General features: G+C 39.1%; 24 protein-coding genes and 4 pseudogenes. 18 read left to right on the top strand and 10 right to left on the bottom strand.

Annotated features, from left to right (window positions below):
- Positions 1–230 precede the first annotated feature (230 nt).
- The 8 genes and pseudogenes from M3650_RS28860 to M3650_RS28825 all read left to right on the top strand — a co-directional run bounded on the left by M3650_RS28860 (position 231) and on the right by M3650_RS28825 (position 7,426).
- Positions 231–722 (top strand): hypothetical protein, encoded by a 492-nt coding sequence (locus tag M3650_RS28860; protein ID WP_251579640.1) that lies wholly within the window; start codon positions 231–233, stop codon positions 720–722.
- Between the two features lie 130 nt (positions 723–852).
- Positions 853–1,827, top strand: a complete 975-nt coding sequence (locus tag M3650_RS28855) for an ABC-three component system protein (protein ID WP_251579638.1) — start codon at positions 853–855, stop codon at positions 1,825–1,827.
- On the top strand, positions 1,811–2,038 hold the full coding sequence (locus M3650_RS28850) for an ABC-three component system middle component 6 (RefSeq protein WP_087432069.1): 228 nt from the start codon (positions 1,811–1,813) through the stop codon (positions 2,036–2,038). The genes M3650_RS28855 and M3650_RS28850 overlap by 17 nt, the downstream gene beginning before the upstream one ends.
- A complete protein-coding gene (locus M3650_RS28845; protein WP_251579635.1) occupies positions 2,017–3,747 on the top strand; it encodes a DUF2326 domain-containing protein in 1,731 nt (576 codons plus the stop codon). Before M3650_RS28850 ends, M3650_RS28845 begins: the two co-directional genes overlap by 22 nt.
- Positions 3,748–4,189: 442 nt before the next feature.
- Positions 4,190–4,884 (top strand): annotated as a pseudogene (locus M3650_RS28840) (IS3 family transposase); the annotation flags it as partial.
- Between the two features lie 19 nt (positions 4,885–4,903).
- A complete protein-coding gene (locus tag M3650_RS28835; RefSeq protein ID WP_311295160.1) occupies positions 4,904–4,990 on the top strand; it encodes a winged helix-turn-helix transcriptional regulator in 87 nt (28 codons plus the stop codon).
- Positions 4,991–5,296: 306 nt separating this feature from the next.
- The gene (locus M3650_RS28830) at positions 5,297–6,109 is read left to right on the top strand and encodes a MerR family transcriptional regulator (protein WP_233699231.1); all 813 of its coding nucleotides are present in this window, start codon (positions 5,297–5,299) and stop codon (positions 6,107–6,109) included.
- A gap of 138 nt (positions 6,110–6,247) precedes the next feature.
- The gene (locus tag M3650_RS28825; protein ID WP_251579632.1) at positions 6,248–7,426 is read left to right on the top strand and encodes an MFS transporter; all 1,179 of its coding nucleotides are present in this window, start codon (positions 6,248–6,250) and stop codon (positions 7,424–7,426) included.
- Positions 7,427–7,793: 367 nt separating this feature from the next.
- Here M3650_RS28825 and M3650_RS28820 read toward each other — a convergent pair whose 3' ends face one another.
- The gene (locus M3650_RS28820) at positions 7,794–8,267 is read right to left on the bottom strand and encodes an NTF2 fold immunity protein (protein WP_251579630.1); all 474 of its coding nucleotides are present in this window, start codon (positions 8,265–8,267) and stop codon (positions 7,794–7,796) included.
- 702 nt (positions 8,268–8,969) lie between these two features.
- Between M3650_RS28820 and M3650_RS28815 the strand changes: the two genes are divergently transcribed.
- A complete protein-coding gene (locus tag M3650_RS28815; protein WP_251579629.1) occupies positions 8,970–9,539 on the top strand; it encodes an SF0329 family protein in 570 nt (189 codons plus the stop codon).
- A 913-nt stretch (positions 9,540–10,452) separates the two neighbouring features.
- On the opposite strand, the gene M3650_RS28810 is transcribed toward M3650_RS28815, so the two are convergent.
- Positions 10,453–10,815: a hypothetical protein gene (locus tag M3650_RS28810; RefSeq protein ID WP_251579627.1), complete on the bottom strand. Its 363-nt coding sequence runs from the start codon at positions 10,813–10,815 to the stop codon at positions 10,453–10,455.
- A 95-nt stretch (positions 10,816–10,910) separates the two neighbouring features.
- Between M3650_RS28810 and M3650_RS28805 the strand changes: the two genes are divergently transcribed.
- The 3 genes from M3650_RS28805 (at position 10,911) to M3650_RS28795 (ending at position 14,916) form a co-directional block, all read left to right on the top strand.
- Positions 10,911–11,837, top strand: coding sequence for a helix-turn-helix transcriptional regulator (locus tag M3650_RS28805; RefSeq protein ID WP_251579625.1), 927 nt, complete (start codon positions 10,911–10,913; stop codon positions 11,835–11,837).
- Between the two features lie 612 nt (positions 11,838–12,449).
- Positions 12,450–13,958, top strand: a complete 1,509-nt coding sequence (locus M3650_RS28800) for an MFS transporter (protein WP_251579624.1) — start codon at positions 12,450–12,452, stop codon at positions 13,956–13,958.
- 358 nt (positions 13,959–14,316) lie between these two features.
- A complete protein-coding gene (locus tag M3650_RS28795; RefSeq protein WP_251579623.1) occupies positions 14,317–14,916 on the top strand; it encodes an acyl-CoA-like ligand-binding transcription factor in 600 nt (199 codons plus the stop codon).
- A 146-nt stretch (positions 14,917–15,062) separates the two neighbouring features.
- Here M3650_RS28795 and M3650_RS28790 read toward each other — a convergent pair whose 3' ends face one another.
- Entirely contained in the window at positions 15,063–17,387 is a 2,325-nt protein-coding gene (locus M3650_RS28790; protein ID WP_251579650.1) for an ABC transporter permease, read from the bottom strand.
- Positions 17,388–17,389: 2 nt separating this feature from the next.
- Positions 17,390–18,094, bottom strand: a complete 705-nt coding sequence (locus tag M3650_RS28785; RefSeq protein ID WP_251579622.1) for an ABC transporter ATP-binding protein — start codon at positions 18,092–18,094, stop codon at positions 17,390–17,392.
- A gap of 1,297 nt (positions 18,095–19,391) precedes the next feature.
- Here M3650_RS28785 and M3650_RS28780 point away from each other — a divergent pair.
- Positions 19,392–20,042 carry a Vat family streptogramin A O-acetyltransferase gene (locus M3650_RS28780; protein WP_233699224.1) on the top strand — a complete coding sequence of 217 codons (651 nt, stop codon included), beginning with the start codon at positions 19,392–19,394 and terminating at the stop codon, positions 20,040–20,042.
- Positions 20,043–20,302: 260 nt separating this feature from the next.
- Here M3650_RS28780 and M3650_RS28775 read toward each other — a convergent pair whose 3' ends face one another.
- Both M3650_RS28775 and M3650_RS28770 read right to left on the bottom strand, forming a co-directional pair.
- On the bottom strand, positions 20,303–20,542 hold the full coding sequence (locus M3650_RS28775; RefSeq protein ID WP_251579619.1) for a hypothetical protein: 240 nt from the start codon (positions 20,540–20,542) through the stop codon (positions 20,303–20,305).
- A 124-nt stretch (positions 20,543–20,666) separates the two neighbouring features.
- A pseudogene (locus M3650_RS28770) lies at positions 20,667–21,326 on the bottom strand (DMT family transporter); the annotation flags it as partial.
- Between the two features lie 613 nt (positions 21,327–21,939).
- Here M3650_RS28770 and M3650_RS28765 point away from each other — a divergent pair.
- Together M3650_RS28765 and M3650_RS28760 are read left to right on the top strand one after the other, a co-directional pair.
- A complete protein-coding gene (locus M3650_RS28765) occupies positions 21,940–22,341 on the top strand; it encodes an iron chaperone (protein ID WP_233699222.1) in 402 nt (133 codons plus the stop codon).
- Positions 22,338–22,826 (top strand): annotated as a pseudogene (locus tag M3650_RS28760) (DinB family protein); the annotation flags it as partial. The gene M3650_RS28765 and the pseudogene M3650_RS28760, both read left to right, overlap by 4 nt.
- Before the next feature lie 343 nt (positions 22,827–23,169).
- Here the strand turns inward: M3650_RS28760 and M3650_RS28755 are convergent.
- Positions 23,170–23,397, bottom strand: coding sequence for a hypothetical protein (locus tag M3650_RS28755; RefSeq protein WP_251579617.1), 228 nt, complete (start codon positions 23,395–23,397; stop codon positions 23,170–23,172).
- A 26-nt stretch (positions 23,398–23,423) separates the two neighbouring features.
- A complete protein-coding gene (locus M3650_RS28750; protein WP_251579615.1) occupies positions 23,424–23,657 on the bottom strand; it encodes a hypothetical protein in 234 nt (77 codons plus the stop codon).
- Positions 23,658–23,871: 214 nt separating this feature from the next.
- On the opposite strand from M3650_RS28750, the gene M3650_RS28745 reads away from it, so the two are divergent.
- Together M3650_RS28745 and M3650_RS28740 are read left to right on the top strand one after the other, a co-directional pair.
- Complete coding sequence (locus tag M3650_RS28745) at positions 23,872–24,168, top strand: hypothetical protein (protein ID WP_019419922.1); 297 nt, start codon at positions 23,872–23,874, stop codon at positions 24,166–24,168.
- Positions 24,132–24,422 (top strand): annotated as a pseudogene (locus M3650_RS28740) (SDR family oxidoreductase); the annotation flags it as partial. The gene M3650_RS28745 and the pseudogene M3650_RS28740, both read left to right, overlap by 37 nt.
- Positions 24,423–24,500: 78 nt before the next feature.
- Here M3650_RS28740 and M3650_RS28735 read toward each other — a convergent pair.
- Positions 24,501–24,941, bottom strand: a complete 441-nt coding sequence (locus M3650_RS28735; protein ID WP_251579613.1) for a hypothetical protein — start codon at positions 24,939–24,941, stop codon at positions 24,501–24,503.
- Positions 24,942–24,959: 18 nt separating this feature from the next.
- Positions 24,960–25,382: a hypothetical protein gene (locus M3650_RS28730; protein ID WP_251579611.1), complete on the bottom strand. Its 423-nt coding sequence runs from the start codon at positions 25,380–25,382 to the stop codon at positions 24,960–24,962.
- A gap of 91 nt (positions 25,383–25,473) precedes the next feature.
- Between M3650_RS28730 and M3650_RS28725 the strand changes: the two genes are divergently transcribed.
- On the top strand, positions 25,474–25,968 hold the full coding sequence (locus M3650_RS28725; protein ID WP_251579609.1) for a hypothetical protein: 495 nt from the start codon (positions 25,474–25,476) through the stop codon (positions 25,966–25,968).
- The last annotated feature ends 51 nt before the right edge of the window (positions 25,969–26,019 follow it).

The following is a 26,019-nucleotide window of genomic DNA, read 5'->3' as shown; positions in this document are numbered from 1 at the left end:
CCGTTTCCGAAATCCGTCTGCGTGTCGGGCAGTTTATGGATGAAATCATGAAGTCCCCTCATGCAATCATTGACCGCCTATGCGTTCGACTTTGAATGCTATCTTCTTTCGTTCAACTTATATAGTAGTCAATTACGTGGAATTCAGATGCGTGCACGTTTATACCAGCTCCGTTTTAACATTCGCAAAGCTTACGAGTCTAGCAGAGCATCGAGATCATTCCCGAGGCGGTGCAGGATGCCCGGGACAATGCGCGCGCAAGCGGCATCGAGAACGCGCGCTTCTTCGAGGGCCGCGCCGAGCAGCTGCTGCCCGAGTGGGTCAAGCGCGGCATCCAGCCTGACGTCGTTGTCGTCGACCCGCCGCGTATCGGCTGCGAATGCCCTCTGCTGCAGGCGATAGCGCAAGCCCGTCCAGCAAGGCTCGTGTACGTGTCGTGCAGCCCCGGCCACCTTGGCCAAGGACTGCCAGGTACAGAGCGGCAGCGGCTACCGCCTCGCTTGGGTGCATCCGGTCGATATGTTCCCGCATACGGCACATGTGGAGGTCGTAGTAGGAATGCAACGAATAAATACGTAGAAATCCTTTCTTTTCAACACTTTGCGGGTTTTATAACCTTCACGAAGGATGGCGCAGATTTCAAAAATAAGGTGTTGAAGGACAAAATCGAGGTTTCGGTCGTGCTGGACCTTGGTTTTGACGTCGAGTGTGTAGACATGTAGTAAAGTGTATGGAGCGTCTTTATTAGGCGCTTTTTTTATTGGACTTCAATGGGAGAGGAATTTCCAATGATTTGTCGAATAGTCAATGAACGTGGTTTAAATCATTTCTGAATAGGGGTATGTATGACTAATGAATCGAAGTAAATACTTCAATTATATAGAAGAAAAGCTGGAAGTTTTGGCAAGACGAATTGAGAAACGAGGAAAAATCAATTTATTGGATTTGAATATTTATTCAGAAACGTTTTTTGCCGAATTAATGAATTTATTGTTTGGACTTACGTTGGTCAATATGAATATACTTAAACAGAATGTTGAAGGCATTGATTTGGTGGATGTAAACCACAAAGTTGTAGCCCAAGTGTCTTCAACCTGTACAAAACAAAAAATTGAAGGCTCGTTAAATAAGGACATATTCCTTAGGTATTCAGGCTACCGTTTCATTTTTGTTTCAATTGCTAAGGATGCAAACAAGCTTCGGGAAATGAGTTTTATTAATCCGCATAATGCTACTTTTTCTCCCACGGATGACATTGTGGATATAAACACATTATTAAATGTTATACTGGACATGGAAATCGACAAACAGCGCGAGGTATATGAATTTGTAAAAAAGGAACTCGGAAATGATGTTGATATACTTAAAGTAGATACAAATCTTGCGACCATCATAAACATACTTGCAAGTGAGAATCTTGCTAATTGTATTGAATCGCCAGAAATAAACTCCTTTGAGATTGATAAAAAAGTAATCTTTAACGATTTGTCGGATGCAAAAGACACAATAGATGATTATAAGATATTTTACCAAAAGTTAGATGAAAAATATGCTGAGTTCGATAGAGAAGGTTCGAATAAAAGCTTTTCCGTTTTTCAAATAATTAAAAAGCAGTACACAATGCTGCAACATGAAAAAACTAACTCCAAAGAACTTTTCTACAGTATAATTGATAACATAACCAAGATAATCATCGAGAGCAAAAATTATATCGAAATTCCGTACGAAGAGTTGGAGCTCTGCGTCTGCATTTTAGTCGTAGATGCTTTTATACGATGCAAAATTTTCAAGAATCCGGAGGGATATAGCCATGTTATTGCCGGATAATATTCATCCCCAGCTTAGCATTTACTATAATGGAGCTTTAGTTTTGAAAGAACTCAAACAACATGCCAAACAGCAAGTCTTTGATCTGTATCAAAGGATTAAAAGCCAATATAACATGTCTTTCCCCACTTTTATGCTTTGTTTAGATTGGCTCTATCTAATTGATTCTGCAAAGATAGACGATGATGGATGGGTGGAATTATGTTCATAAAAACGCTGAAAATAACGAGTCGTACAGAGACAATAAGAGAACTAACTTTTCATTCCGGATTGAACCTAATCATTGACGAAACACCATCCAACGATGATAAATCAACTGGGAATAATGTAGGGAAAACAACAGTATTGAAGCTAATCGACTTTTGTTTAGGATCTAACGCTTCCATAATATATTCCGATACAGAGAATAAAAAAGAAGTCTATGGCTTGGTTAAAGATTTTCTTGTAACCGAGGAAGTATTAATTACTCTTATTCTTGTCGAGGATTTATCAGATGAGGCATCAGATGAAGTAGTAATTGAACGTAATTTTTTGACGGGAAAAAAGAACATTAGAAGAATTAATGGTAAACCGATACTTGAAAAGGATTTTGAAGATGAGTTACAGAGGCTTCTTTTTCCCAACCATAATTCTGAGAAACCGACATTCAGACAGATCATCTCTCACAATATTAGATATAAGGATGAGAATATAAGTAATACACTTAAGACTTTGAACAAGTATACCTCTGATGTTGAGTATGAGACTTTATATTTATTCTTATTAGGTTGTGACTTTGATGAAGGTGCAAAGAAGCAAGCATTAGTGGCAAAAATAAAGCAAGAAGAAGTCTTCAAGGAAAGACTGGAAAAAAAACAAACAAAAACAGCTTATGAAATTGCTTTAGAAATGCTTGAAGAAGAAATAGCCCAATTAAAAGAGAAGAAGTCAAATTTCAATTTGAATGAAAATTTTGAAAGTCAGTTAGAGCAACTTAACTTCGTAAAGTTTCAAATTAATAAAAGCAGTTCTAACATAAGTAAAATGAACATTAGAAAGAACCTCATAGAAGAGGCCCAAAAGGAAATGGAAAATAGTAAAGCTGATATGGACTTGAAGCAATTGGAAATGCTCTATGCTGAGGCTAATGCTAATATGGGTAATATTCAGAAGACTTTTGAAGAGTTAGTAGCTTATCATAACAATATGGTTGTGGAGAAAATTAAGTTTATAACTTCTGATTTACCTTCTTTAATAGTAAAAATTGAGACAGAAGGAAAAAACTTGAATTCATTGTTAACTCAGGAGAAAGAGTTAGCGACGACTATATCTAAAGGTGACTCTTTTGAGGAGTTAGAAAAGATTATATCTGATTTAAATGATAAGTATAGAACTAAGGGTGAATATGAGAGTGTTATATCACAGTTAGATGAAGTAGAGAAAAACATTGAAGAAATTAATATCCAAATTAAAGTGATTGATGATATATTATTTTCAGGAAGTTTTGAAGAAAAGTTAAAAGGCCAAATCAACAAGTTTAACAAACACTTCTCTGAGATTTCTTTTGAATTGTACGGTGAGAAGTATGCATTGAAGTATGATAAAGTCATTCATAAAAAGAGCCAACAGCAAATATATAAATTCAGCGCATTTAATGCTAATTTAAGCTCAGGAAAAAAGCAAGGTGAGATTCTATGTTTTGATCTTGCAGCTATATTATTTGCTGATGAGGAAAAGATACCGAGTTTGCACTTCCTTCTAAATGACAAAAAAGAATTAATGCACGATAATCAATTAATTAAGGTTGCAGATTATGTAGGTAAAAAAAATATTCAGTTGGTTGTTTCTATTCTGAAGGATAAGTTGCCTGTAAGCCTGCTTGATAAAGCCCATATTGTTGTTGAATTATCTCAAGAAAGTAAATTATTTAAAATAGAATGATTAATTTTAAGATTTTATACGATATATGATATGACCAAGAGAGCGCCAGAATTACTGGATGCTCTCTTTTATTAGATATTCTAAAAGAGCCGAATGCCCTGAAATGAATGCTCCCATCATAGTAGACAGTAGAAAAAACAAAAACTTCTACTGCTACAATGATGGGAGTTTTTCTAATGTCTAAAAGAAGTCCAGCATCTTTAGAGGTAAAATTATATGTCGTACAGCGGTGCCTTCAGCACAAGTCAAATCCAAACTTGGATCGGCTACAATTAGTTGGACAGAAAGATTAAGGACTAGTAGAATAAACACATCATAACTAGGAGCAGATCTACTATGCCAAGAGAAAGACGTACATTTCACAGAAGAATTCAAAAGGCGAATGGTTCAATTCAATTATACGATAATGGGAAGTCACGAGCGAAGACCCTGTCACGAGTCAATCGTTGAAATATTCAATAAGAACCGTAAAGCCTACGGTACTAGAAAAATAAAAGTTCAACTTCGTGAACGAGGAATGACCGTATCTAGGCGTCGAATCGGCCGAATCATGCAGCAGCAAGGCCTAGTCTCTACCTACACAGTAGCTCAATATAAGCCACAAAAGACGACATGTAACGAATCTAAGCATGCAAACGAACGTTCAAGCAGCCAATGGCTAAGCGAGTGGTTGTAAGTGATCTCACCTATGTCAAAGTGAAAAACAGATGGCACTATATCTGTATATTTGTCGATCTTTTTAACCGAGAAATTATTGGCTCTAGCGTTGGTCCAAATAAAGATGCAGTATCTCGTGCGTTTGCTTCTGTGCAGGGAGATTTACGTCAAATACAGCTATTTCACACCGATCGAGGTCGTGAGTTTAAAAACAAATTAATTGATGAGACATTAACAGCGTTCAACATTGATCGCTCTCTAAGTATGAAAGGTTGCCCCTACGATAATGCTGTTGGCTGAGGCAACGTTCAAGATTATGAAGACTGAATTTACAAATCAGATGAGTTTTCAAAGCCAACAACATCTGAAGTTAGAACTTGTTGATTACATTAATTGGTACGATATGCGTCGCATTCATGAACACTAGGCTGTATGAGCCCAGTTGACTACAGAAGATTAGCCCTTAAAAAAGTTGTCTGATTTGTGTTGACAGTCCAACATTATCGTTAATCGGTGGCAGGTAGAATACTCCTTAACACCAAAAGGAAAGAGTTTAATGCCAATATTAGAGGACATGTGCAAATGAGGTGCGGCAAATCAAATATGAACTCAATTTTATAGGGGGTAACGGTTCAGGGAATAAAGTGCTATGTAAATAATTTTTAGTGATAGATTGTAAAGTAATTACAAAACTAAAACATACTGATTAAAAAAGATATTGTGTGAAAAGCAATATCTTTTTTTAATACCACTTTGCATTCACACCGCAATTTAGTTCTGTAGTATTGTCATTTATAAATAATTATTTGAAACTTTTTCAAAAATCATTTGACCTTCCCCCTTACTGAAGGGTTTATACTTTGGATCAAATAAACAAAATGGAGGATTTAAGATGTTTAAAATAGGTGATTTTTCTATGTTAAGTAAAGTTCCCGTAAAAACGTTGCGATATTATGACCAAATTGAGTTATTAAAGCCCCAAAAAACGGATCGAGATACAGGGTATCGATATTATTCAGCAGAGCAACTTTTTGATGTAAATCGAATTTTTTTATACAAAGAATTAGGTTTTACCTTAAAGCAAATTGCTCAACTCCTTCATGAAGAAATTTCCTTAGATCAAATTCAGGGTATGTTTAAGCTCAAAGAGAGCGAAATTCAACAATTGCTAGAGAGGGAACAAGAAAAATTAGTTCGTATTAAGGAACGTATGCACTTAATCAGACGAGAAGGGAGTGTTGAAAAGGAGCAGGAGGTTATCATAAAAACAGTCGAAAGCAAGCGACTCATTTCTTTTCGTTCCTTCGGATCAGTAAAGGAGATTCCTTCACTTTTTCAAACACTCAATCATTTGTTAGATAAATATAATGAAGAATGGATAACAGAACCTCAAACCGTTCTATGGAGGGAATCGCTTGAAAAAGAAAGTGGTTTTGAATTTGAAGTAGGTTATTCTGTCAAAGGTGAAATAACATCTCTTCCAAAAGAGTTATATATACGTTCTTTACCAACGGAGACGATGGCTACGCTTTTATTTCATTCGAATTCAACCTTTGCACAAACTGCTTGTATTGATTTAGCGACATGGATAGAGAAAAATGGATATCGAGTGAAAGAAGATCAACCGGGTAGAGAAATTTATTTACCATTGTCTGAAAATCAAGAAGATAGATTAATTGAAATTCAAATCCCAATTGAACTATGAAGTAAAATTTCCAATGAATATTTGGTTCATTTTACAAATTCTAAATCAGGTAAACTGAGTTTAATTTTTGGATGAGAGTTATACTGCTCGTTTATTTTGATAAAAGCAGAATTTGTTGTACGAAGGAGAAATGTTTCAATGAAAAATAAAACAGTCATCTATTTGCTTGCCCTAGCAGCCTTTCTAATTGGAACGATTGAATATATTATCACAGGTATCATTCAAATGGTAGCAACTGACTTAAGTGTATCTACATCTGTTGCTGGGTTATTGGTCACTTCATTTGCACTTTCAGCGGCTATTGTTGCACCTATTGTCATTGCCCTCACCATTAATTTTGACCGCAAAAAAATATTGTTATCGATGCTTATTCTTTTCATTTTAAGTAATTTTATCACTTTTTTTAGTCATTCTTTTGAAATGGTTCTTTTCACACGAATTTTGCAAGGATTAAGTGGTGGGATTGCTATAGTCGTAGCAATGGCTGTTGCTACTCGCCTTGTTGAAAATGAAAAAAGAGGAAGTGCTATTGGGATTATTTTAATGGGTTTAAGTAGTTCCTTAGTTTTTGGAGTACCACTTGGCACATTTCTCAGTGGGATCATAGGATGGAAGGCATTATTCGTTTTAATTGGTTTGATAACAATTATTCCACTACTCGTTGTTTATAGAAGTGTTCCTACTATTAAGGAACAAGAACCAGTTACGATTGGTATGCAATTATCCATATTAAAAGATAAAAGAATTGTATTCGCAGTTGCAGTGACGTTGTTTTATATAGGTGGCTACTCCACATTGTTCACCTATTTAACACCATTCTTACAAGTTTCAGCAAATCTCACAATTGCAGAAATTAGTGGTGTTTTATTACTTGCTGGAATTTGTAGCTTCATTGGCTCTATCATTGGAGGGATAGCAGCGGATAAAAAAGGACCAAAATTTACGATCCTAACGGGATTAATACTACAAGTAATCATGTTGATTTCACTGGCAATGATCGGGGCAAATCTAGTTGTCATTATTGCCGTTATCATGATTTGGATGATAGCTACGTGGAGTACTTCTCCAGCCCAACAACTATATTTAGTTACGCTGGTACCAAAATCTCCTGATATCGCCTTAAGTGTGAACACTTCATTTATTCAATTTGGATTCGCTCTAGGTTCGGGATTAGGAGGTCTTGTGATTAGTGGCACATCTGTATTGAATCTTAGTTGGGTCAGTGCCGGCACAGTTGTTCTCGCTTTACTAATGACCTTAATGTTAGTTGTTTTTGAACGAATCTCTAGTAGTAAGACATTGATGGAAAAATGTTAGAAACAATCGTCTATTTCAACTATGGGTTCGAATTTGAGTGGTATTAGTAGTTTACTTGTAGTACTTGCTTTCTTTTTTCTTGAATAAAGTGAACAGAAAAAACAAATTTATACTTTCTTGTGAAATGAAAAATAATACACATGCATTATGCGGTTTAAAAAAGATATCAAAGTCGCTGTTTTCCATTAAAGAAGCGGGATTTCGAGAATATATTAAGATTGCTCTTTTTTACATACTTGTGACACATGTGGAGTATTGTGCGTTGATAGTGAGAAGTAAAGAATAAGCAAAAGGGTTCGAGATTCTGTAAAAGATTCTTGAACCCTTCTATTTACAATGTCGATAAAGTGCTTAATTTGAATGTAATTCAGAGTATGCAAGTATTCCACTTTTCATTGCCATAACGCCTATTTTTATAATTATCAATTTTCCATGTGTCGGCTTTTCTCAATAACACAAACAGGTATTCATCATTAAAGTTAGTTTCTGTTTTGAAATAAACTTCTGCACGGTTTTTATTCTTAAGTTCAACATTTGTTTCAATAGAGTGCTCTATCCCATTGAACTTCACCGGAAAACCAAAGCTCTGTCTGCTTCTACCGCCATACACCCTCTTTTTATCGGTACAGTATTCAACAAAAATAGGACCGATCAGCCCAGAGAATTGTTCGTGCCAATCTGTTCGTTGTACATAATGATATTCATCACCTGTATATTTTTCTCTTAATTCAGCTTCTTCTTGTTCATACTGTTTATAGATGTGATCTTCAATGTTGTTCCATTTTGATCCGTATTCTTGGACGATATGAACTAAATGCTTGTTCAACTCTTGTTGATCCATGGGGTAACACCTCTACAAATATGAATTTAGTTATTACTTGTCCGACAAGTTATTTAATACCCTTCTCGATTAATGGATCAGCCTTAGCAAGACTCTTATGGCCTCTTCCATAGCTTCTCATACATGAAATACTAACCTCAATTTATGACTTATACAATCATTCTTTGATACAAGTGGATCGGCTACACTAGGTTAGACAGAATAACAAGGGCTTGAAGAATATAACTATCATGCTAAGGAGCGGATCTCTGCAATGCCTAAACAATCACGACACACTATCTCCTGTGCAGAGGTAATTCAATATGTGCTGTCAGATTATTCTGCTGTGTTATAATTGAAACAAATGTCGATACTGATGGTATGTGTCTCATGCATGAACAGAAGCCAATCATGTATGTATTTGCTGGTAATAATGGTAGGGTAAGACCTAACGATTTGGAAATGCCTTCGTGTCGCAGAGCTTTCCTGACGTGAAGCGAGGCAAAAAGTTTGGAAAAACGAGACTGTTCAGATAAGGTATGTTGTTGTAACCTAGAGCTATCCATCTTTTTTGTTGGCATGGTTGGTCGTACTTCCATGATACCAAACAAGCGAGGTGGTGTTTTTTTGTCAAGATGAACAATTGTAATAGAGTTATTCTTACAGAAACAAGGGAGTAGGTCTATTTTTCAGGTACGAAAAATATAGAACAAGGAGTAGTACATGAGCTGGAGCAAATTGAAACAAAATCTGGAGAGTTTTCTATGTCCTGCGTTACATGGAAGGGTCGAATACCGTGCAACGAGCTATCGTTATTTACCCGATAAAGCAGGGCTTTGTTATATTGCAGTAGATAAAAAGAACGTATTTAATATGAGTGATACAACTAACTTAATCAGATGGTATCAGACGGAGCTGGAAATTAAGAATGATGCAAATATCCAAATTCCGATTAGCAATGAAGAAATTGAAGCAGTCAGAAAAGATACCAAGGGAACAGTGCCGGAGGATCGGCTAAAAGTAATTGCAAGAAATAGAAAAATAACAGAATATGCAAAAGAGCTTTTGTCGGCGCAATCATCATTAAGTAAATCAAATTTTGTCGTTACAGCTAATAAATTTTTATCCATTTCTATAGAGGAAAGCATAGAGAGCGATGATATCTTATTGAATATTCTAGCTTTGGTGGACAGACGGGTTGGAAAAAAACGAATTTTAAACATGACCGAGAAGATGAAGTTAAAGCATCCAATTGTGCAGTATTTTTATGAACTACGGCTTAGTGCGTTATGAAAATAAATAACTCATTCACCTCCAATCGAGAGCCCTCTAAATGAATACAGTATCTATAAAATGAAACCCAGTGCCTTGATGGTACTGGGTTTGTTGTATAATGGAAGAAAAGTAAAGTGAGATGAGTCTGTTGTTGTACGCTGGTAAACAAATAACTGGATGATTCCATATGGAATTATATAATCTTGCACCTGAACATCACTTATTGAGAAAAATTCATCGCCTTGTAGATTTTAGTTTTATCCATGTGCTGCTTTTTCGTCTACTCTTTCTACAGATATTGTACAATTTTTCGGATGAACGAGTTATTCAAGAAGCAATATCTTTGTCATGCTCTACTGAATTTACTTTCATACTAGAACGTGTAAAAAGGCGAACACCGATTTCCGATGCCCAAGCAATTGGGCGCAAACGGTAACGATCTGTTAATAATGATGAAGTTATCCTCTATCAACGCATTAAGGATCAGACTCGCAATTCGATTTAGGCGCACTAGAATTATATAAATCATATGTGTTGACTCTGCTTACTCCACACATGTGGAGTCGGTAGTGTCATTGCATCCAAAATGCACAACAACAGCCCTTTACAACTAAATAAGGTGGTGAAGGGCTGTTGTTCGTTATTCATTATTTGAGTAAATGCATTAAATGCTGTTTAACTTCAAGCTTTATTAATGCTTCACGTTCTCTTTTTATTATACGATGCTTTTCCTAAAATCGCTTGTCCAGTTTATCGGTGCGCTTGGTTTTATACCTGAAGAATTAGAGATGAAGCAACTCTTTAACGGTCATTTCGTTTCTTTACGGGTACCCATACTTCAACCTGGGCATCAGACGGCTTTCCATTCAGCAGAATTTCAGCGATAGGAGCACCTGTATAGGTCCATTCATAATCTTCATTTAATAGATCGTTAAATGCCTGATCCTCCAACCTGTCGAAGGCTAAACGCGACAATCCGCCGTTTCTCTGTAAGGACTAGATAATCGCTTTCCGGAAACAGAACCTCTTCTGTTTGATCCAATGCAGGCTGCGAGGTTTTGACTCCCGCATAATAGAAAACATTCCCTTTTTCCACAGCTATCGCGGCATAGCCATACGAACCTTCAGCAAGTGGACGAAGGAGCGCCATTTGCCCATTCTCAATGGCTCCTATGAAAAATGTCGTTTTTTGATTGGTAAATTGAGGGGAATGTGCGTTGCTCGATCCCTCTAAAGCCGTTTTATAACCAACCAAACGGAAGCTTTCTTTTCTTTCAACTCTAAAGTTACTCATTTCAATTTCCTCCTGCATATTTTTTGTTGATACATGAATAACGTAGCATACTAAATATGACAACAGTATGGCATACTTAGAGTTGAGGTGACTTTATGAAAATTGATCGTCTGATCGCCATGATCATGATTCTTTTGGAGAACGAGGTTATGAATGCAGGAGCACTTGCCAAAAAGCTAGAGGTAAGCAATAGAACCATTTATAGAGATATCGATACCTTAACGATGGCGGGACTGCCAATTTTCACCACTCAAGGAGTTGCAGGTGGAGTCGGTTTAATGAAGTCATATAAAATCGATAAAAAACTGTTCACGCTCAAGGATGTTCAAACACTGTCAACGAGTCTAGAAAGCTACAGACAGTTATACGATCATAAAGAAATCGTTAATGTTCTGGAAAAGCTAAACTGTATAAGACGTGAAGGCGGGCAATCTAAAAAAGAAAGCAGATACGCTATCGATTTATCCTTAAATCAAGGGAATCAATCCTTGCGTTCTCTTTTAAGCAGCATAGAAACCGCCCTAAGCAAAGAGCGATATATGGTTTTTGATTATATCGATAAGGACGGGAATGTTACCACCAGAAAAATAGAGCCGTATCAAGTTGTTTTTAAAGAAAGCAGTTGGTATTTGCAAGCTTTCTGCACCTTAAAAGAGGATTACCGAATATTTAAATTGGCTCGGATGAGCAGGCTTTATGTATTGCCAGAAACGTTTGTGCCCCGCGACTTTTCCCCCCTTGCAATGGAGGGATCAGATTGGATAAGCCGGGAATGGGTTCCAGTCACGATCCGAATTGCCTTATCTATAAAGGATAAAGTGATTGAAAGGTACGGCGAGGAGAACATTATTAGTGTAGAAGGGAATAGCTGTCTGGCTACTTTTCCAATTATCAATAATGAATCCGGTTATGATGTACTTTTGAGGTTTGGAGATAAATGCGAGATCATAGAGCCTTCTGATATTAGAGAAGCTTTTCAAAACTATATTCGAAGAATATTGGCGAATTACGAAGAACAATAAATCGGTGCCAGGAGGAAGAAAACAAGCTCTTCTGCCTCCTATTTATAGTTAGTTTGGTTCAATATACAACCGATGGTTTTTATTATCTTAAACACAGACGGTAAAGATACTGTTTTTGTCTTTATTTGCACCCTGACATATGGGGGCAGTAGTGTCAATATATATTCCTGCAATTGCAGACTTCGAACTGGCTCATGCTGAGAAGCATGAGCCAGATTGTTGTATGTACGTCCAGCATTGGCGTCATCTCTACGGTGAAAGTCCGGAATGGGGGCTGGCGAGCGCCTGCCATTAGCCAAAGGCAAGGGCGCCCGCCGTGAGGCGGGGTCTGAAGGAAGCCGGAGGCAAACGCACGGCTTGAGGTACACGAATCCAAATTGAGGCGTTCATGGTCGGATGAGTCTCCAACACAAGACGAAATCCATAGCCCAAAGACCAGCATGGGAACACGGCTTTGAATCAACTTCTCTTGCTCAGTTGCGCGCTGCGATGCGAGATATATCAGCAGCAGCAGCACTGAACATTTGATAAATTAAATATTGACAGTTAGGGTCAAAGTATATAAACTACTAAATGAAAGTTAATGTCATAATAAGAAAGGGTGCTTTCAGTATGAATTCGCAATATAAACAAAGATGGTGGGTACTGGCTTCACTTGCATTCGGAATTCTTGCGGTTGGACTGGACATGACGATTTTAAATTTGGCTTTGCCGATTTTGGCCGAAGATATGCACGCAACAAATGCCGAGCTTCAATGGTTTGCCGATGCATATAATCTTGTTTTTGCCGCGATGCTGCTTCCGATGGGGATGCTAGGGGATAGAATCGGGCGCAAGAGGATGCTTATTGCCGGATTGCTCATTTTTGGTGCAGCCTCCCTTGCGTGCGCGTATTCCACATTGCCATGGGAACTTATAACAGCGCGTGTCTTTCTCGGCTTAGGCGCTTCCATGCTTGTGCCATTGTCCATGGCGATTATTCCAGTGATATTTTCAGAAAAGGAAAGGCCGAAAGCAATTGCAATTTGGATGATGGCTAATGCGATTGGAATACCGTTTGGTCCTATTCTTGGAGGTTGGCTCCTTAACAACTATTGGTGGGGCTCGGTATTTATCATCAATATTCCACTGGTTATTTTATCGCTAATAGCAGTAACTTTCCTCTTGCCTGAATCTCGGAGCGAAGAACGCCGCGCTGTGGATTTTCCGGGGATGTTGCTTTCAAGCATAGGGTTGATCGGTTTAACGTATGGTGTTATTGAAGCGGGTGAAAGAGGCTGGAGCGATGCAGTAACATTAACGTCAGTTATTGCAGGCATACTTCTCTTATTCTGGTTTGTTGTATATCAGACTCGAACCACTCAACCATTGGTTGACCCTTCGTTATTCCGATCTCGAAGTTTTACAGGTGGAACCTTGATAGGCTCTATCATCTCTTTTGCTCTATTCGGCGTATTGTTCGCTTTGCCTCAATATCTTCGGGCCGTGTTAGAAGTAGACGCGCTAAGCGCCGGTTTGAGACTATTGCCGCTCGTTATCGGGCTAGTGATTGGATCGCCTATATCGGATGCTCTGCAGTCACGATTCGGAACCAGGACGGCAATTGTTCTTGGATCTTTACTGCTTGGAATTGGGTTGGCGATGGGTAGCGCTACAGATATCTCGACCGGATACGGATTTACTTCCATTTGGATTTCTGCAGTGGGACTTGGCATTGGATTTGCACTCCCGGCTGCGATGGATGTAGCTATCTCAGCACTTTCACCCGAGAGAAGCGGTGTGGGATCGGCACTTCTTATGGCCATCAGACAGGTTGGAGGAACGTTAGGAGTCGCAATTCTAGGGACTGTTCTGAGCGCTGGTTATCGAAATAATCTCAACCTGGATGAATGGCCCGCGGATGCTTTTGAAGTCGCGCAACGAAATGTATCTGCCGGTATGGCGGCCGCGCGTCAAATCGGTTCAGATTCGCTCGTTCATTCTGTTAAAACCTCTTTTGTCGGCGGCATGGGCAATATGTTCTGGGTATGTGTAGGAGCTGCGGTTGTTGGAATTGCTTTTACCTTCGGTCTTTTAAAAGCGCGCACGGTAGAGAGTAAACATTCCAGAACTAGTCTTTAAGTTAAGGAAAAGTTTGGTTGTACCTTATCAATGGCAGAAAGGGAGTGATCGCGTTGGAGCGCCAAAAGACGATAGCCATTCATATAAACAATGTTAATAAATCTTATGGTTCGAAACGCGGGTGACAGATTTAAATCAAGCCGTAAAATGAAACAAACGGTAAAGGGGCGGCAAAAACGGATTAACCAGAAGAACTATATCCTTGGCGTCGATTAGGAAAACGACACTTTCTTGGTCGGTAATCAGTGAAAGTTGATGGGTTATGAACTTGAGTGTAAGTTGACACTGACTCTAATTTAAGTGACAATATGCTTGAATCACATCGAGTTTAATTTGACTTTGTTAGGAGTGCAAAAGGATGTCTGAGGGTGCGAAACAAAAAGTCGGATTACGTGAGCGAAAAAAAGCGAAAACGATGGCCAATGTTCAGACGCATGCATTAAGGCTTTTTCGAGAAAATGGTTATCATGCGACAACGGTTGAACAAATTGCTGAAGCTGCGGAAATCTCACCGAGTACATTTTTTCGTTATTTTGCTACAAAAGAGGACGTGGTATTAACCGATAATTATGATCCTCTTCTCGTCGCTGCATTTGAAAATCAACCGTCAGAGTTGAATCCCTTACAAGCCGTTCGAAATGCCATGATTTCGGGAATTAACGAGATCACTGACGATGAGTGGGAAACAACACGTCAGCGAAATCAACTGATCATGGCGGTCCCGGAGCTACGCGCGGCAGCGCTGAACAACTTAACACAGATGATGCAGCTGTTAACACAGATTGTCGCCAAACGAGTAGGTAGTAATTCTGATGATCTAGCAGTACGAACCTTTGCCGGAGTGGTTGTTGGGGTAAATATATCGTTAATGGAATATAGTGCTGAGGCTACAAAATCAGAGTTTGCTAAATTATTGGATGAAGCTTTAGTAGTAGTGGAGAATGGCCTGCTGATATGATAATACTCGCCAAATAGCGGGGATGCCTAAACCGAATGGATTGTTGAATTAACCCTTTTTGAAAAAAACTAAGCTTATTCAGCCTGTTGAGGTTTCTCAACAGGCTGAATAGCCTTAAGTTCCAAGAACTTAAGGCTATTTCTCCATTATTCTATACTTTTTAATGATTCAATCATATTTATTTTGGTTACTTTTCTCCTAAGTAGTAAGTTAGATAGAATGGTAAGTAAGAATGCAAGAATAACAGATACCAACATTATAAAAATATTTAATTTATCTGGGATTTGTTGATGGGTACTAGACAGTGCCTTTACAATAATTGTATAAATATAGCCGCTTATCGGTAAAGCTACAATTACCGCAAATATGGTTAGTATGATGTTTTCAAAAAATATAAGTCTGTTTATTTTATGTTTTTGATAGCCTAATACCTTAAGTGTTGCAAGCTCACGATTCCTTTCATAAATGTTTATGGAAGATATCGTATATATGGCGCCAAAGGAGAGTAAGACGGCACAAATGATAAACATAATAAACATAAAACTGTTTTGTTTCAAAGTATATTGAGCTGCTTTCTTTAGATCCGTCTTATCTGCAATTGTATCTACATGATGATCTTGTTCAAAGAAGTTGCGAACGCTTATAAAATCTGTCGAGCTATTGGTTTCAACTAAAAGCGAGGTTGGACTGTAGTCTATGCCAAAGCTCTTTAAATAGGCTGGTGTGATATAAAACGACGGGTTCGTATACTGTGTAGATATTTTTAAAACCTTCATGTCCACAGATTTATTTTTAAGCTCTGGTGCCGTGAACTTTATTTTAATGATATCCCCTTCTACAATATGATAGTTGTCAGCGTAAGATTGGGGTACTAGCACACCATTATTTTCTAAAGATAGCCTATTGTCATTTTTGTCAAAGAAATGAATGAGATTGTTTTCTTTTTCCGTAACAACTAAAGTGGCATTTTCTTTTTCATTATCTTTGATGAATTCAACAGGAAAGGTGGATGTAAAATAACTTTTGTTAATACCGGAGGGTAGTTGTAACGTATCAGAAGATGTGCCCAACTTATAATCTACTCTTAAATCATACGTATAAACATCTTCAATTTGGTTAGCTATTTTGATCAAGGACGATTGAGTGCCCAAAGCCGTTATCAATAACACCGTGCTTACAACCACACCAATTGAGCTCGCTAAAGCTTTTTGTTTATTTAAAAATATATTTCTCAAAATGAGTTTGTAACTGTAGGAAATACGACTCCAAATACCTGGAACTCTTTCTATTAATAGCTTTTTCATCTTCTTTGGCGGTTTAGGACGCATAGCCTGAGCCGCACGTTCTTTTAATATGGTTCGGCCACTTAAGTAACAGGACAGGAGTCCAAAAGCACTAGAGAAAATGATGGAAGGAATGATCGAATACCAAGATAGTGAGAATGTAATGTCAGGTAGAGTGTAGGACCTTGCACTCGACGCAGTTACTAATGGAATAAATACGAGAGCGGCCATGGCACATCCTATGATTGAACCTACTATACCTACCAGCACAGGGTATCCCATGTAATGAAGCATGATGTTTCGGTTCTTTACACCCAGAGCCTTCATGATACCTACTTGATTTCGCTCAGAATCGATCGTCCTCGACATGGTAAGAAATAGGATGATAGCTGAGATCAAAAAGAGAACTAAAGGTATAACCTTACTCATCATACTATTATTATATATCGTTTGTTTTATTTGAGAATAACCGTAAGTCCGTTCCTTACTTGTTTGGTCTAAATAAGTAAGTTGTTTGGATTGTCCTTCAATTGATTTGCCTAATTTGTCAATATCGTAACCTTCTTTAGCATCAATCATGATTTCATTATAGTAAAAGCCGTCCAAGATTTCAGGTATTGTCTCTTCGGCAATATAAGCGACTCCGTCGGTTTTATGGTCTTGTGTGGGGTTCTTTTTTACATATTCAACATTCTCACCCAAGCCGCTAATTGTAAACGCAACCTCTCTTCCATTCGCATTGATACTGATTGTATCTCCAGTCTGATAATGATGTTCTTTTGCATAATGGGAATCTAAGAAGATCTCACCCTTTTTTGACGGGATATTGCCCTCAATCATAGTAGGCGTATTTATTTCGTTGTTTACAGGGATCGAATGAACTTTTAATGAAGCTTTATAATCTTCAAAAACTTGCGTGGTATCAAAGGTGTAACGTCCTTCTATTTTATTTATACCTTCAACTTCGCTTAAACCGGCCACATCATCCCTGGAAATTTGACTGTAATATACATTTAAGTCGCTTAAATTATGTTCTTTAAAGTAAGTCTCCGTATAAGCACTGTGCTTATTGCTATAACTATTCAGCCCCGAATAGAAAAAAGCTCCTACTGCGATAACCAAAGCTAAGGCAATAAATTGAACGATAGAGTGTTTAATATCCCTTAATAACTTCAAAAATAACTTCATCATTACCACTCGATCCCTTCAACATTCTGTTTGTCGTGATTCACCGTAACGCTTTCGATCATTCCGCTCTTCACCTTAATAATTTTATCCGCCATAGGAGCAATCGCGGTGTTATGTGTAACCAAAACGACGCACTTCTTCGTTTCTTTGTTCAAATCTTGAAGAAGCTTTAAAACAGCCTTACCTGTCACATAATCCAAAGCTCCGGTTGGTTCATCACACAGTAAAAGTAAGGGATTTTTTGCAACAGCTCTAGCTATAGCAACTCTTTGTTGTTCTCCTCCAGAGAGCTGGGAAGGGAAGTTTTTGATACGATTCGTTAATCCAACTTTATGTAAAATATCTTTAGCATCCAGATGGTTTTTACATACTTCAGTGGCAAATTCAACATTTTCTAGCGCGTTTAAATTCGGAATTAAGTTATAGAATTGAAAGACAAAGCCTACTTTCTCACCGCGATATTCTGTTAATTTTTTTTCGTTGAATCTTGTTATTTCTTGATCACCAACCAACACTTGACCTGAAGTAGGCGTATCCATACCGCCAAGAATGTTCAAAATCGTACTTTTACCCGCACCACTTGCACCCAAAATAACGACGAATTCTCCCTCTGATATGGATAAATCAACACCATCAAGGGCCTTGATTGGCACTTCTCCTATTTTGTATTCTTTCGTTACTTTTTTGAATTCGATTAACTTTTTCACTTATTACATCTCCTCGTATCGTATTTTTTGAAGCTTGGTTTGATGCGATTTCCAGTTTTCTAGAGAGATGGAAATAGTCAAACTGAATTTCTTTCTAGTATCTTGGACCTGGCCGTAGGACAATAGGATCAACAAGCTTCTTCTCAGGATATTTCTTCTCTTTGCGGGTTTAATGACAGTGATTAGGAAAGCCTGCTACCCAAGATCCACCACTCAATTTCTAACCGCTAGTTGCACCGCTGAACTGATGGGGGTAGCGCCCAAATTATCGTCATGTTCGGATATGAGTGCTGTTGACGAGGATACAGTAGGTGGTTCCGACGGGCACCCAGGTCTGAGATCAGCTTGATTAATACTTAGGAGGTAATCTTATATCGCAGATGCTGGTTGGGATTGACGTGGCACTCGCTCATTACTTGAAAGATCAATTAGAAGGCTATGAACCAAAGGTGAAAGTCCATATCTACGTCTTAAATGCAAGAAAAGTCGCACGTTTTTAAAAAGGGGATGACACTCTTCCCAAAAACGATCGCGTTGATACCTCGGTAATTGCAGACCACCTGCGTTTCGGACGACTGTCGCATATTACTGCCGCAACGATTGGGCGTGTCCCATGCATTGAACGTACAGCTTCTCGGTTTGCTGAATCTGTTCCCGTTGCAAGATCAGGCCTCCATTGATCACGTTATCGTAGTCTCTTATGTGTGTTGGCTGCCGACGGGCCGCAGTCGATCGAATTAGGCCGCGTTTCTCTTCAGTAAAGAAATCCCGAATGAGATCAACCCTACTGCGATCAGAATGCCGATCAGTCCGGACAACTTGCCGAACACGATAGGCGAAACCGGTGCCCCTGTTTACCTTCATTTTTGTTTTACCGTCTCTCCGTTTTTCCTCTTGTCTTCATGTTCTTATTGTAGGCGATTCCGCGATTCGAAAAACCGACCTGCGATGGTTTTTGCGACTGGACCTAGGTCGGGGAGGCGGTCGGTCTGAGGGGCGAGAAGCGTATCCCCGCCGCAAAATGCCCTTCGCTGAAGGCGGTTAGGGCGAGGGGCAGCGGCGGGAGGAGGTGGCATGTGGTGCAGAATTTGATGGATGATTTTATATTGACTCTGCTTACCCGACACATGTGGAGTGTCTAATATTGATAGTACTGAAAGAATAGATGAGATGTGACAGTATGGCTCGAGTACATTAATATTAAATTGTTTTTTTTGTGGTATGTTATTATGTTAGAAAACAGTTAAGCCTATTTGAAGGGGAAGGTTAAATAACGTATTAGAGAGGAAGTGTAAGTATGATGCTAGCTCCGGATAAAAATAAGCTTTATCCAAATGAAAATATTAGAACAGTTTGTTACATTAAAAATTTACCAAGTAGACCAAACGTTGAGATTGGCGATTATACATATTACAGTGACAATACAACCTCACCAGAGAATTTCTATGACAATATTCAGCATCATTATGACTTTTTAGGTGATAAGCTGATTATCGGTAAGTTCTGCGCCATGGCTGAAGGGGTTACTTTTATTATGAATGGTGCTAATCATCAGATGGATGGTTTTACAACATATCCCTTCAATATTTTTGCTGGAGGCTGGGAAAAGGTCACTCCAACGAAAGAACAATTGCCTTTCAAAGGCGATACTTTGATTGGTAATGATGTATGGCTGGGACAACATGTCACGATTATGCCGGGGGTAAAAGTTGGCGACGGTGCAATTGTTGCTGCGAACTCAACTGTTGTGAAAAACGTTGAACCATATACAATTGTTGGCGGCAATCCTGCAAATGCTATTAAGAAGCGTTTCAGTGATGAGACGATTAAATTATTGTTGGAGCTTCAATGGTGGAACTGGGATGAGAAAAAGATATTTGAAAATCTTGAGCAATTAGTTTCGAGTAACGATATTGCCACATTAAAGAAGCTATTGAATGAGGGATAATATAATTAATAGCAGGTCAGGCTCCTGCAAATGGGCTTATTTTTTATATCCCATTGACCGTTTCAACACATGTGGAGTGTTGCTCACTGTTGGTGAAGCAGGGTACTTAAATAGGGGATGTATTAGCGGAAATAGTAAAGGAGGGCGGCGAACCCCTCTTTTTGTTATTAAGTCCGCTATGATACTATTTTAATTCTTGAACTAAAATATGTACCCATTAGGTATAGTGAGGTCACGTGATTTTTTGCTAACGTTCCTCTTTACCCATTTGATACATCGATATATGGAAATTTAGGATTTTTTCTTTTCTTTTTGTTGCGCTTAATTAAATCTATAATAACAACCAGAATCAATAAAATAACAGATTGCAACAAAGGCTTAACATAGTTTGATTCATCGTAGATAAAGCAAGCTGCTTCTTCAACGCTCTTGTCATTCGGCGATAGCCATAGTAGGGATTGCCGTTTGATGTTAATCTTTGGATGATCCCTTTCGGCCATGGCTTTACGTGCTTGGTCTGCTCTTCCTCCAAGACCTCCAGCACTACTTTAGTTTTAAACTCTGGGGTATATCGGTCCGTTTTTCCATGGCATTATTATAACTTATTTATCACGCTCCCGTGTCTCAACCTATGGGAGCATTATAATCTACCTCCTTGAACTTTGTTTTTTTCTTATGTTTTTTCTCTGAAAGAAACAGACCCGCCAGCGTTAGGAGTGTACCAAGCAGAGCTGCTCCTGTAATAGTTTCATGCAAGAACAAATATGAGGCCGCAATGGTGATGACCGGTACCAAATAAATATAGGCGCTTGTTTTGATCGCCCCCAAGACGCCCACACACCAGTTCCATGTAACAAAGCACAATGCCGAGGCTCCCAACCCAAGAAATAAAATATTCAGCAGATTGACAGGCTCCGCAAACCGCTCAAGACCCAAATGAGAATCTGACAGTAGCAGTGGCGGGAGCATGAAAAGCAGACCATAGAAAAATACCCGCCGGGTGCAGCCGATGTTATGATAACCAAGCCCGCTGATCTTGCGCATCAGAATGGAATACGTCGCCCAAAATATGCAGGCCAGAACAGCGAGAATATCCCCTTTGGGATTGAGTCTCAAAATATAGCTTCCGTTAAAGGCAATCAATACAATTCCCAGCATGGCTACCGCAAAGCCCGCAAAAAACAGCGGCTGCAGGGATTCACCCTTCAAAAAGAAATGAGCCATTACCGCCGTGAAAAATGGTGCGACGGAAGCGATAATCCCCACATTGGAGGCGAGTGTATATATAGGTAAGGGCGATCTGCAAATCTGCGTCATAACTGACGGTTCTTTTTTCGTTTGGCACTTAACATTCCTCCTTCTATTGGTATGATTGTAAGGATGCCATAAGGAGAAATAAAATGATTGGATGATATTGCTCAATCAAAGTAAATCCGTAAAACTATTATTATTATATTGAGAAGTATCTCTTAGGCTGTTGAATTAGGTCAACCAGAGATTTCTGGTTGGCCTATTCTTTAGGTGTATTAAAATGGAAGTATCCGGGAGAACAGCCGTCGTTCTGGTCTTCTTTTCTGTTCCTATTTTGTGGATAGGGAGTGTGGGAGAAGGGAGATAGTGGACCCTAACGAGCCTGATTCACGATTTGTTGAAAAGACGCTTCAAAGGCGGAGATGATGAGCTATAATGCGACTACACCCTAAGACAAGCCTGACCGGGAAACGTTGCATGCGCTGGTGCGACGCAGCAATGTTCACGAAGGCGGAAGGGACGCAATGTGGTGCTTTTACTTTATTGAGTACCGATTATTTATCTAAAAAAGGAATATACAGATTATGTTATAAATATAAGGATAATATAACAAGACTACTAAATAAGGTTTATGAAAGGAGAAATCATGGAAGGAAAAAAAATCACGTATGAGTCCATCGATGATTATATTTCACAATTTCCTCCTGAGGTTCAGGCAATACTTAAAACATTAAGAAAAGTTATTAAAGAGTCGGCACCAGACGCAAAGGAAAAGATAAGCTATCAAATGCCTACTTTTGTGCTGCATGGAAATCTGGTGCATTTTGCCGCTTATAAAAATCATATTGGATTTTATCCAACCCCCAGCGGGATTCATGCATTTAAAGATGAATTAGCTGAATATAAAGGGGCAAAAGGGTCCATACAATTTCCTATAGACAAGCCGCTGCCTTATGAATTAATAAACAAAATCGTTCAATTTAGAGTTGCTGAGAATATAGAAAAAGCTGAAGGGAAATTAAAAAAGAAGAAAGGAGCAGTTATATGAATTTTAATATGAAAGAAGCTATTGAGGTTCTGGAGCGTATACCACAAACATTGGGGTAATTTTTATCTGATGTATCTAATGGATGGTTGCAATGCAATGAAGGCGAAGGAACCTGGAACGTCTCTGAAGTGATTGAGCACCTCATAGAGGGAGAGAAAAATAATTGGATACCAAGGTTAGAATTTATTCTTCAGGAAGGCGAAAGTAAACCATTTCCCCCATTTGATCGTTATTCTCACTTAAATGAAAGGTCTGAAAGATCGATTGAACAAAAGTTGCTTGAATTTAAAACGATTCGAACACTGAATACAACCAAACTTATGGATCTTATTGAACCTGAATTACATCTTGAATTGACTGGCTCACACCCTGCGTTCGGTGTAGTGAAGTTAAGAGAATTGCTTTCTACGTGGGTTGTTCATGATTTAACGCACATTGCTCAAATCGTACGGGTAATGGCTGAGAGATACAGGGCGGACGTTGGAAGAATTCTCGTCGGACAACGAGCGTTGTGCGAACGAGCTGGCTGCGGAAGCGGTCGCCAGCATTCAATATATATTGTCCGACGTGCTTCAGCTGCCTGCCGCAAGGTACAGCTGCGGAACAGGACATTGGGCGAAATCGTGACCTCGATTGCGGCCGAAGGACTTTATGTGAAGTCGTTGGAAGAACTGCCGAATCTCTCATCCGACGTATTCGACAAAGGCATACCGAAATCCTATATCACCGTGGCGGATAAGCTGTAGCGCTGAAAGCGCATAGGCGCCCGTCGCGCTGAATCCCTTCAAGGGACAAGACCGGCCCGGCAAGCTGCCGGGCCTTGTCGTGTTACAGCAAAGCGATAGCAAGCAAGGTGAACAAGCTCAGCGTTAAGATTTCGTCGTTGAAGCTAGGGAAGAAGGCGGATGTCTTCACCCCCCCGCCTCTTGCTTCGGGACGCAAGTAGACATTTTCTCTGTCTACATTCACTATCGTTCCTGCATATTCTTTGCGGTCTACCGTCAGGATGCGGACTTTTTTGTTCATGCAATACAAGCAATTATAATATGCTTCCATTCGTATTCTCCTCCTTTATCATTACCTTATGATGCGCTTCTTGGTGAGACACGGCGAATATACATCCCCGCCTCGGGGAATTTGTCTTCGTTGGAACGTGCTGGATGCGAGGAAGGGAGGAACAGCACGGCAAGCCACTCCGAAGGATGCCATGCATGCAATATGGCGGCGGATATGATTAATGTCGTTAAATATAAATGGAATGGTTCTGCAACGTTATTGATTCGGGTGCGCAACAAAGTCGGAGATGCATTGAGCATCGGTTTAGTATCATGGTTGACAATCGATGGTAATATCGAGAGTAAGATCTGCACGAGGTGAAGCCATGGACAACACTCTCTTTACAGTGGAAAAGCTGTTGCAATTACAGCTGTTTCGCAATGCGGAAATAATCAAGAAGTACCGCAGGAAGCCATCCATAAAAGCAATCTATATGGCATTCCTCTGTTCGATATCCCGCTCGAAGTTCCCTTCATGGACATGACGAGAGTCATCATGGACAATATCCTGCATCGTCAAGCCCACATGCTTCAAGAAGCGCACGAAGTGAACCAGCAATTCATGAATTTGGTGTTGAACAGGAGAATGAACGAGCTCGTAATTCTGCTCGGACAGCTTCTTCACTGCGAAGCGGCTGTCTTGAATCAGGAGGGGGAAATTGAGAGCAGTACGGCTGGGTTCTCCCGAACGGAGACGGCGGAAAAGAGAAGCGTGCGTGTAGGAAACCGCATATCTCGTATGCTGCGTGCAATGGAGCGATTGAAAGTCTAGGCAAAGCTCTAGCCGTGGAATTAGCTCCCGTGCGCGTTAACGTGACTTCGCCAGGCACGATCAAAACTTCCTTCCAATGGGAGGGCGTTCCGGAAGAAAAGCGGGCTGAAGCTTATGAGGCATACAACAAAATGTGTTTGCTCGAACGAGTGGGCGAGGCGGATGAGGTTGCGCACTCAGTCATCTATTTGATGACTAACCGGTATACGACGGGAAGCACGCTCTTCCCCGATGGCGGCTATATTATGAGATAGGAGCTAACAACTCAATTATCCAGTAGTACGCAGAATAAGGCTCCATTGGCAGGAGCCTTATTAACTTTTGCAGTATATCTATGGGTAAGCGTTACCAGCGCCAAAAACACCGTTGGTGGAAGATAAATTTTTAACTTTAATATGTGCTCCTGTAACACCATTCAATCCAAGGTTGATTTTTTCATTATACCAACTTCCTTTTTTGTCATAGTTCCCTTGAATAATCTTTTCTCCTTTAACGTCATCCGAGAACCAACCTTTTATAACAACCTGATATGCAACCGAAGCATCGGTTGAAGTGGTAGTGTCTTGCCAGCCCTTTATAGTAACAGATTTGTTGTTTGTATCAAATGATGATGTACTATATGAGGTTGTATTGCAAGGTTTATTAGGACAATCAACTTTTGTTAGCGAAAAATCATAATATGGTGCGTTTGATGCAAAAATAGTAGATGTCCCTACAATAAGCGCTGTTACCACGGTTAGTCCAAATATCAATTTTTTGGCTTTCAGAACCATTAAGTCCATCTCCTTTTGTTATTCTTTTGTTTCCACCCCAGCAACAAGTAGCTTCCATTTACCGTCTTCTTTTATAACAGGTAATTGTATTATCTCAGATTCTTTGTTGCTTTTTCTATCCAACTCAATTGAAACACTCATTGTATTGTTATTAATTTTCTGAATGTTGATCATACTTGCGTTTGAAAAAGGATCGTTAGAGAACATAGTAAAATATTGAGACCTTTGTTGGGCAGGTGAGTCAAAACGTGTATCCTTTACCCATTTCATTATTTCATCAACGTTCTTACTTTCAATTGCTTCAATGTAGTTCTCAACAGTATTTTTAGCTTCTTGAATGTCTGGGATCGATGCCTTTGAAACAGAGGACATAGAGACCGATAAAATAATTGCAAGAGTGGTAAGGCCTAAAGTAATTTTGAGAGATTTGTTCATTTTCATAACTCTTTCTTTTATTTGGTAATATAGTAACATGGTTGTATATGATAATCAATGGAATTTATGCTATTATTTCTTAAAGGAGGTTATTGTTGTGGTTCATTTTGGATCGACAAATGTTAAGAAAGATGATGTTAAAGATTCTCATAGCTTTTCCATTGAAAAGTTAACTATTGATAATTCAATTTTAATATCTGCAATTCGAAGTTCTAGGCAACCTGATATGAATGATGAAAATGATATCAATTTGTTATTTGAAGCCATATGTACAGAATTAGAAGAAGAGGGGGGGACAGTCTACGATATTGTTGAGATTCATGTACATATAAACGATTCTGTAAAAAGAGATTTTTTAAAAAAATACTATGAGTTCTTTGTGGAGAAAGTTCCGAGACTAGTTTTGATGACTAGCGAGAAACAGGGGATTTCACAAGTAAGGGTAGCAGCACATCACGGTAGAAGAAGTCCCAGAATAAAAACAAACATTAAGGAAGTTGCAAAACTTCTGGTCATAAGCAGCTTGCTCGGAATTGCCATCGGAGCAGTATTGCTAGGGGGAATTTACTATCTTCTCCTGAGATATGATTGAAAACAGTTAGAACCCAACCTGATTTATAGCTGCTCTTCATGTGGAATAAAA

Origin of the sequence: Paenibacillus sp. MER TA 81-3, from assembly GCF_023713585.1 — a bacterium.
Classification (GTDB): Bacteria; Bacillota; Bacilli; order Paenibacillales; family Paenibacillaceae; genus Paenibacillus_B; species Paenibacillus_B profundus.
Note: the sequence above shows the minus strand (reverse complement) of the source record. Positions and strands in the feature narration are given on the sequence as shown.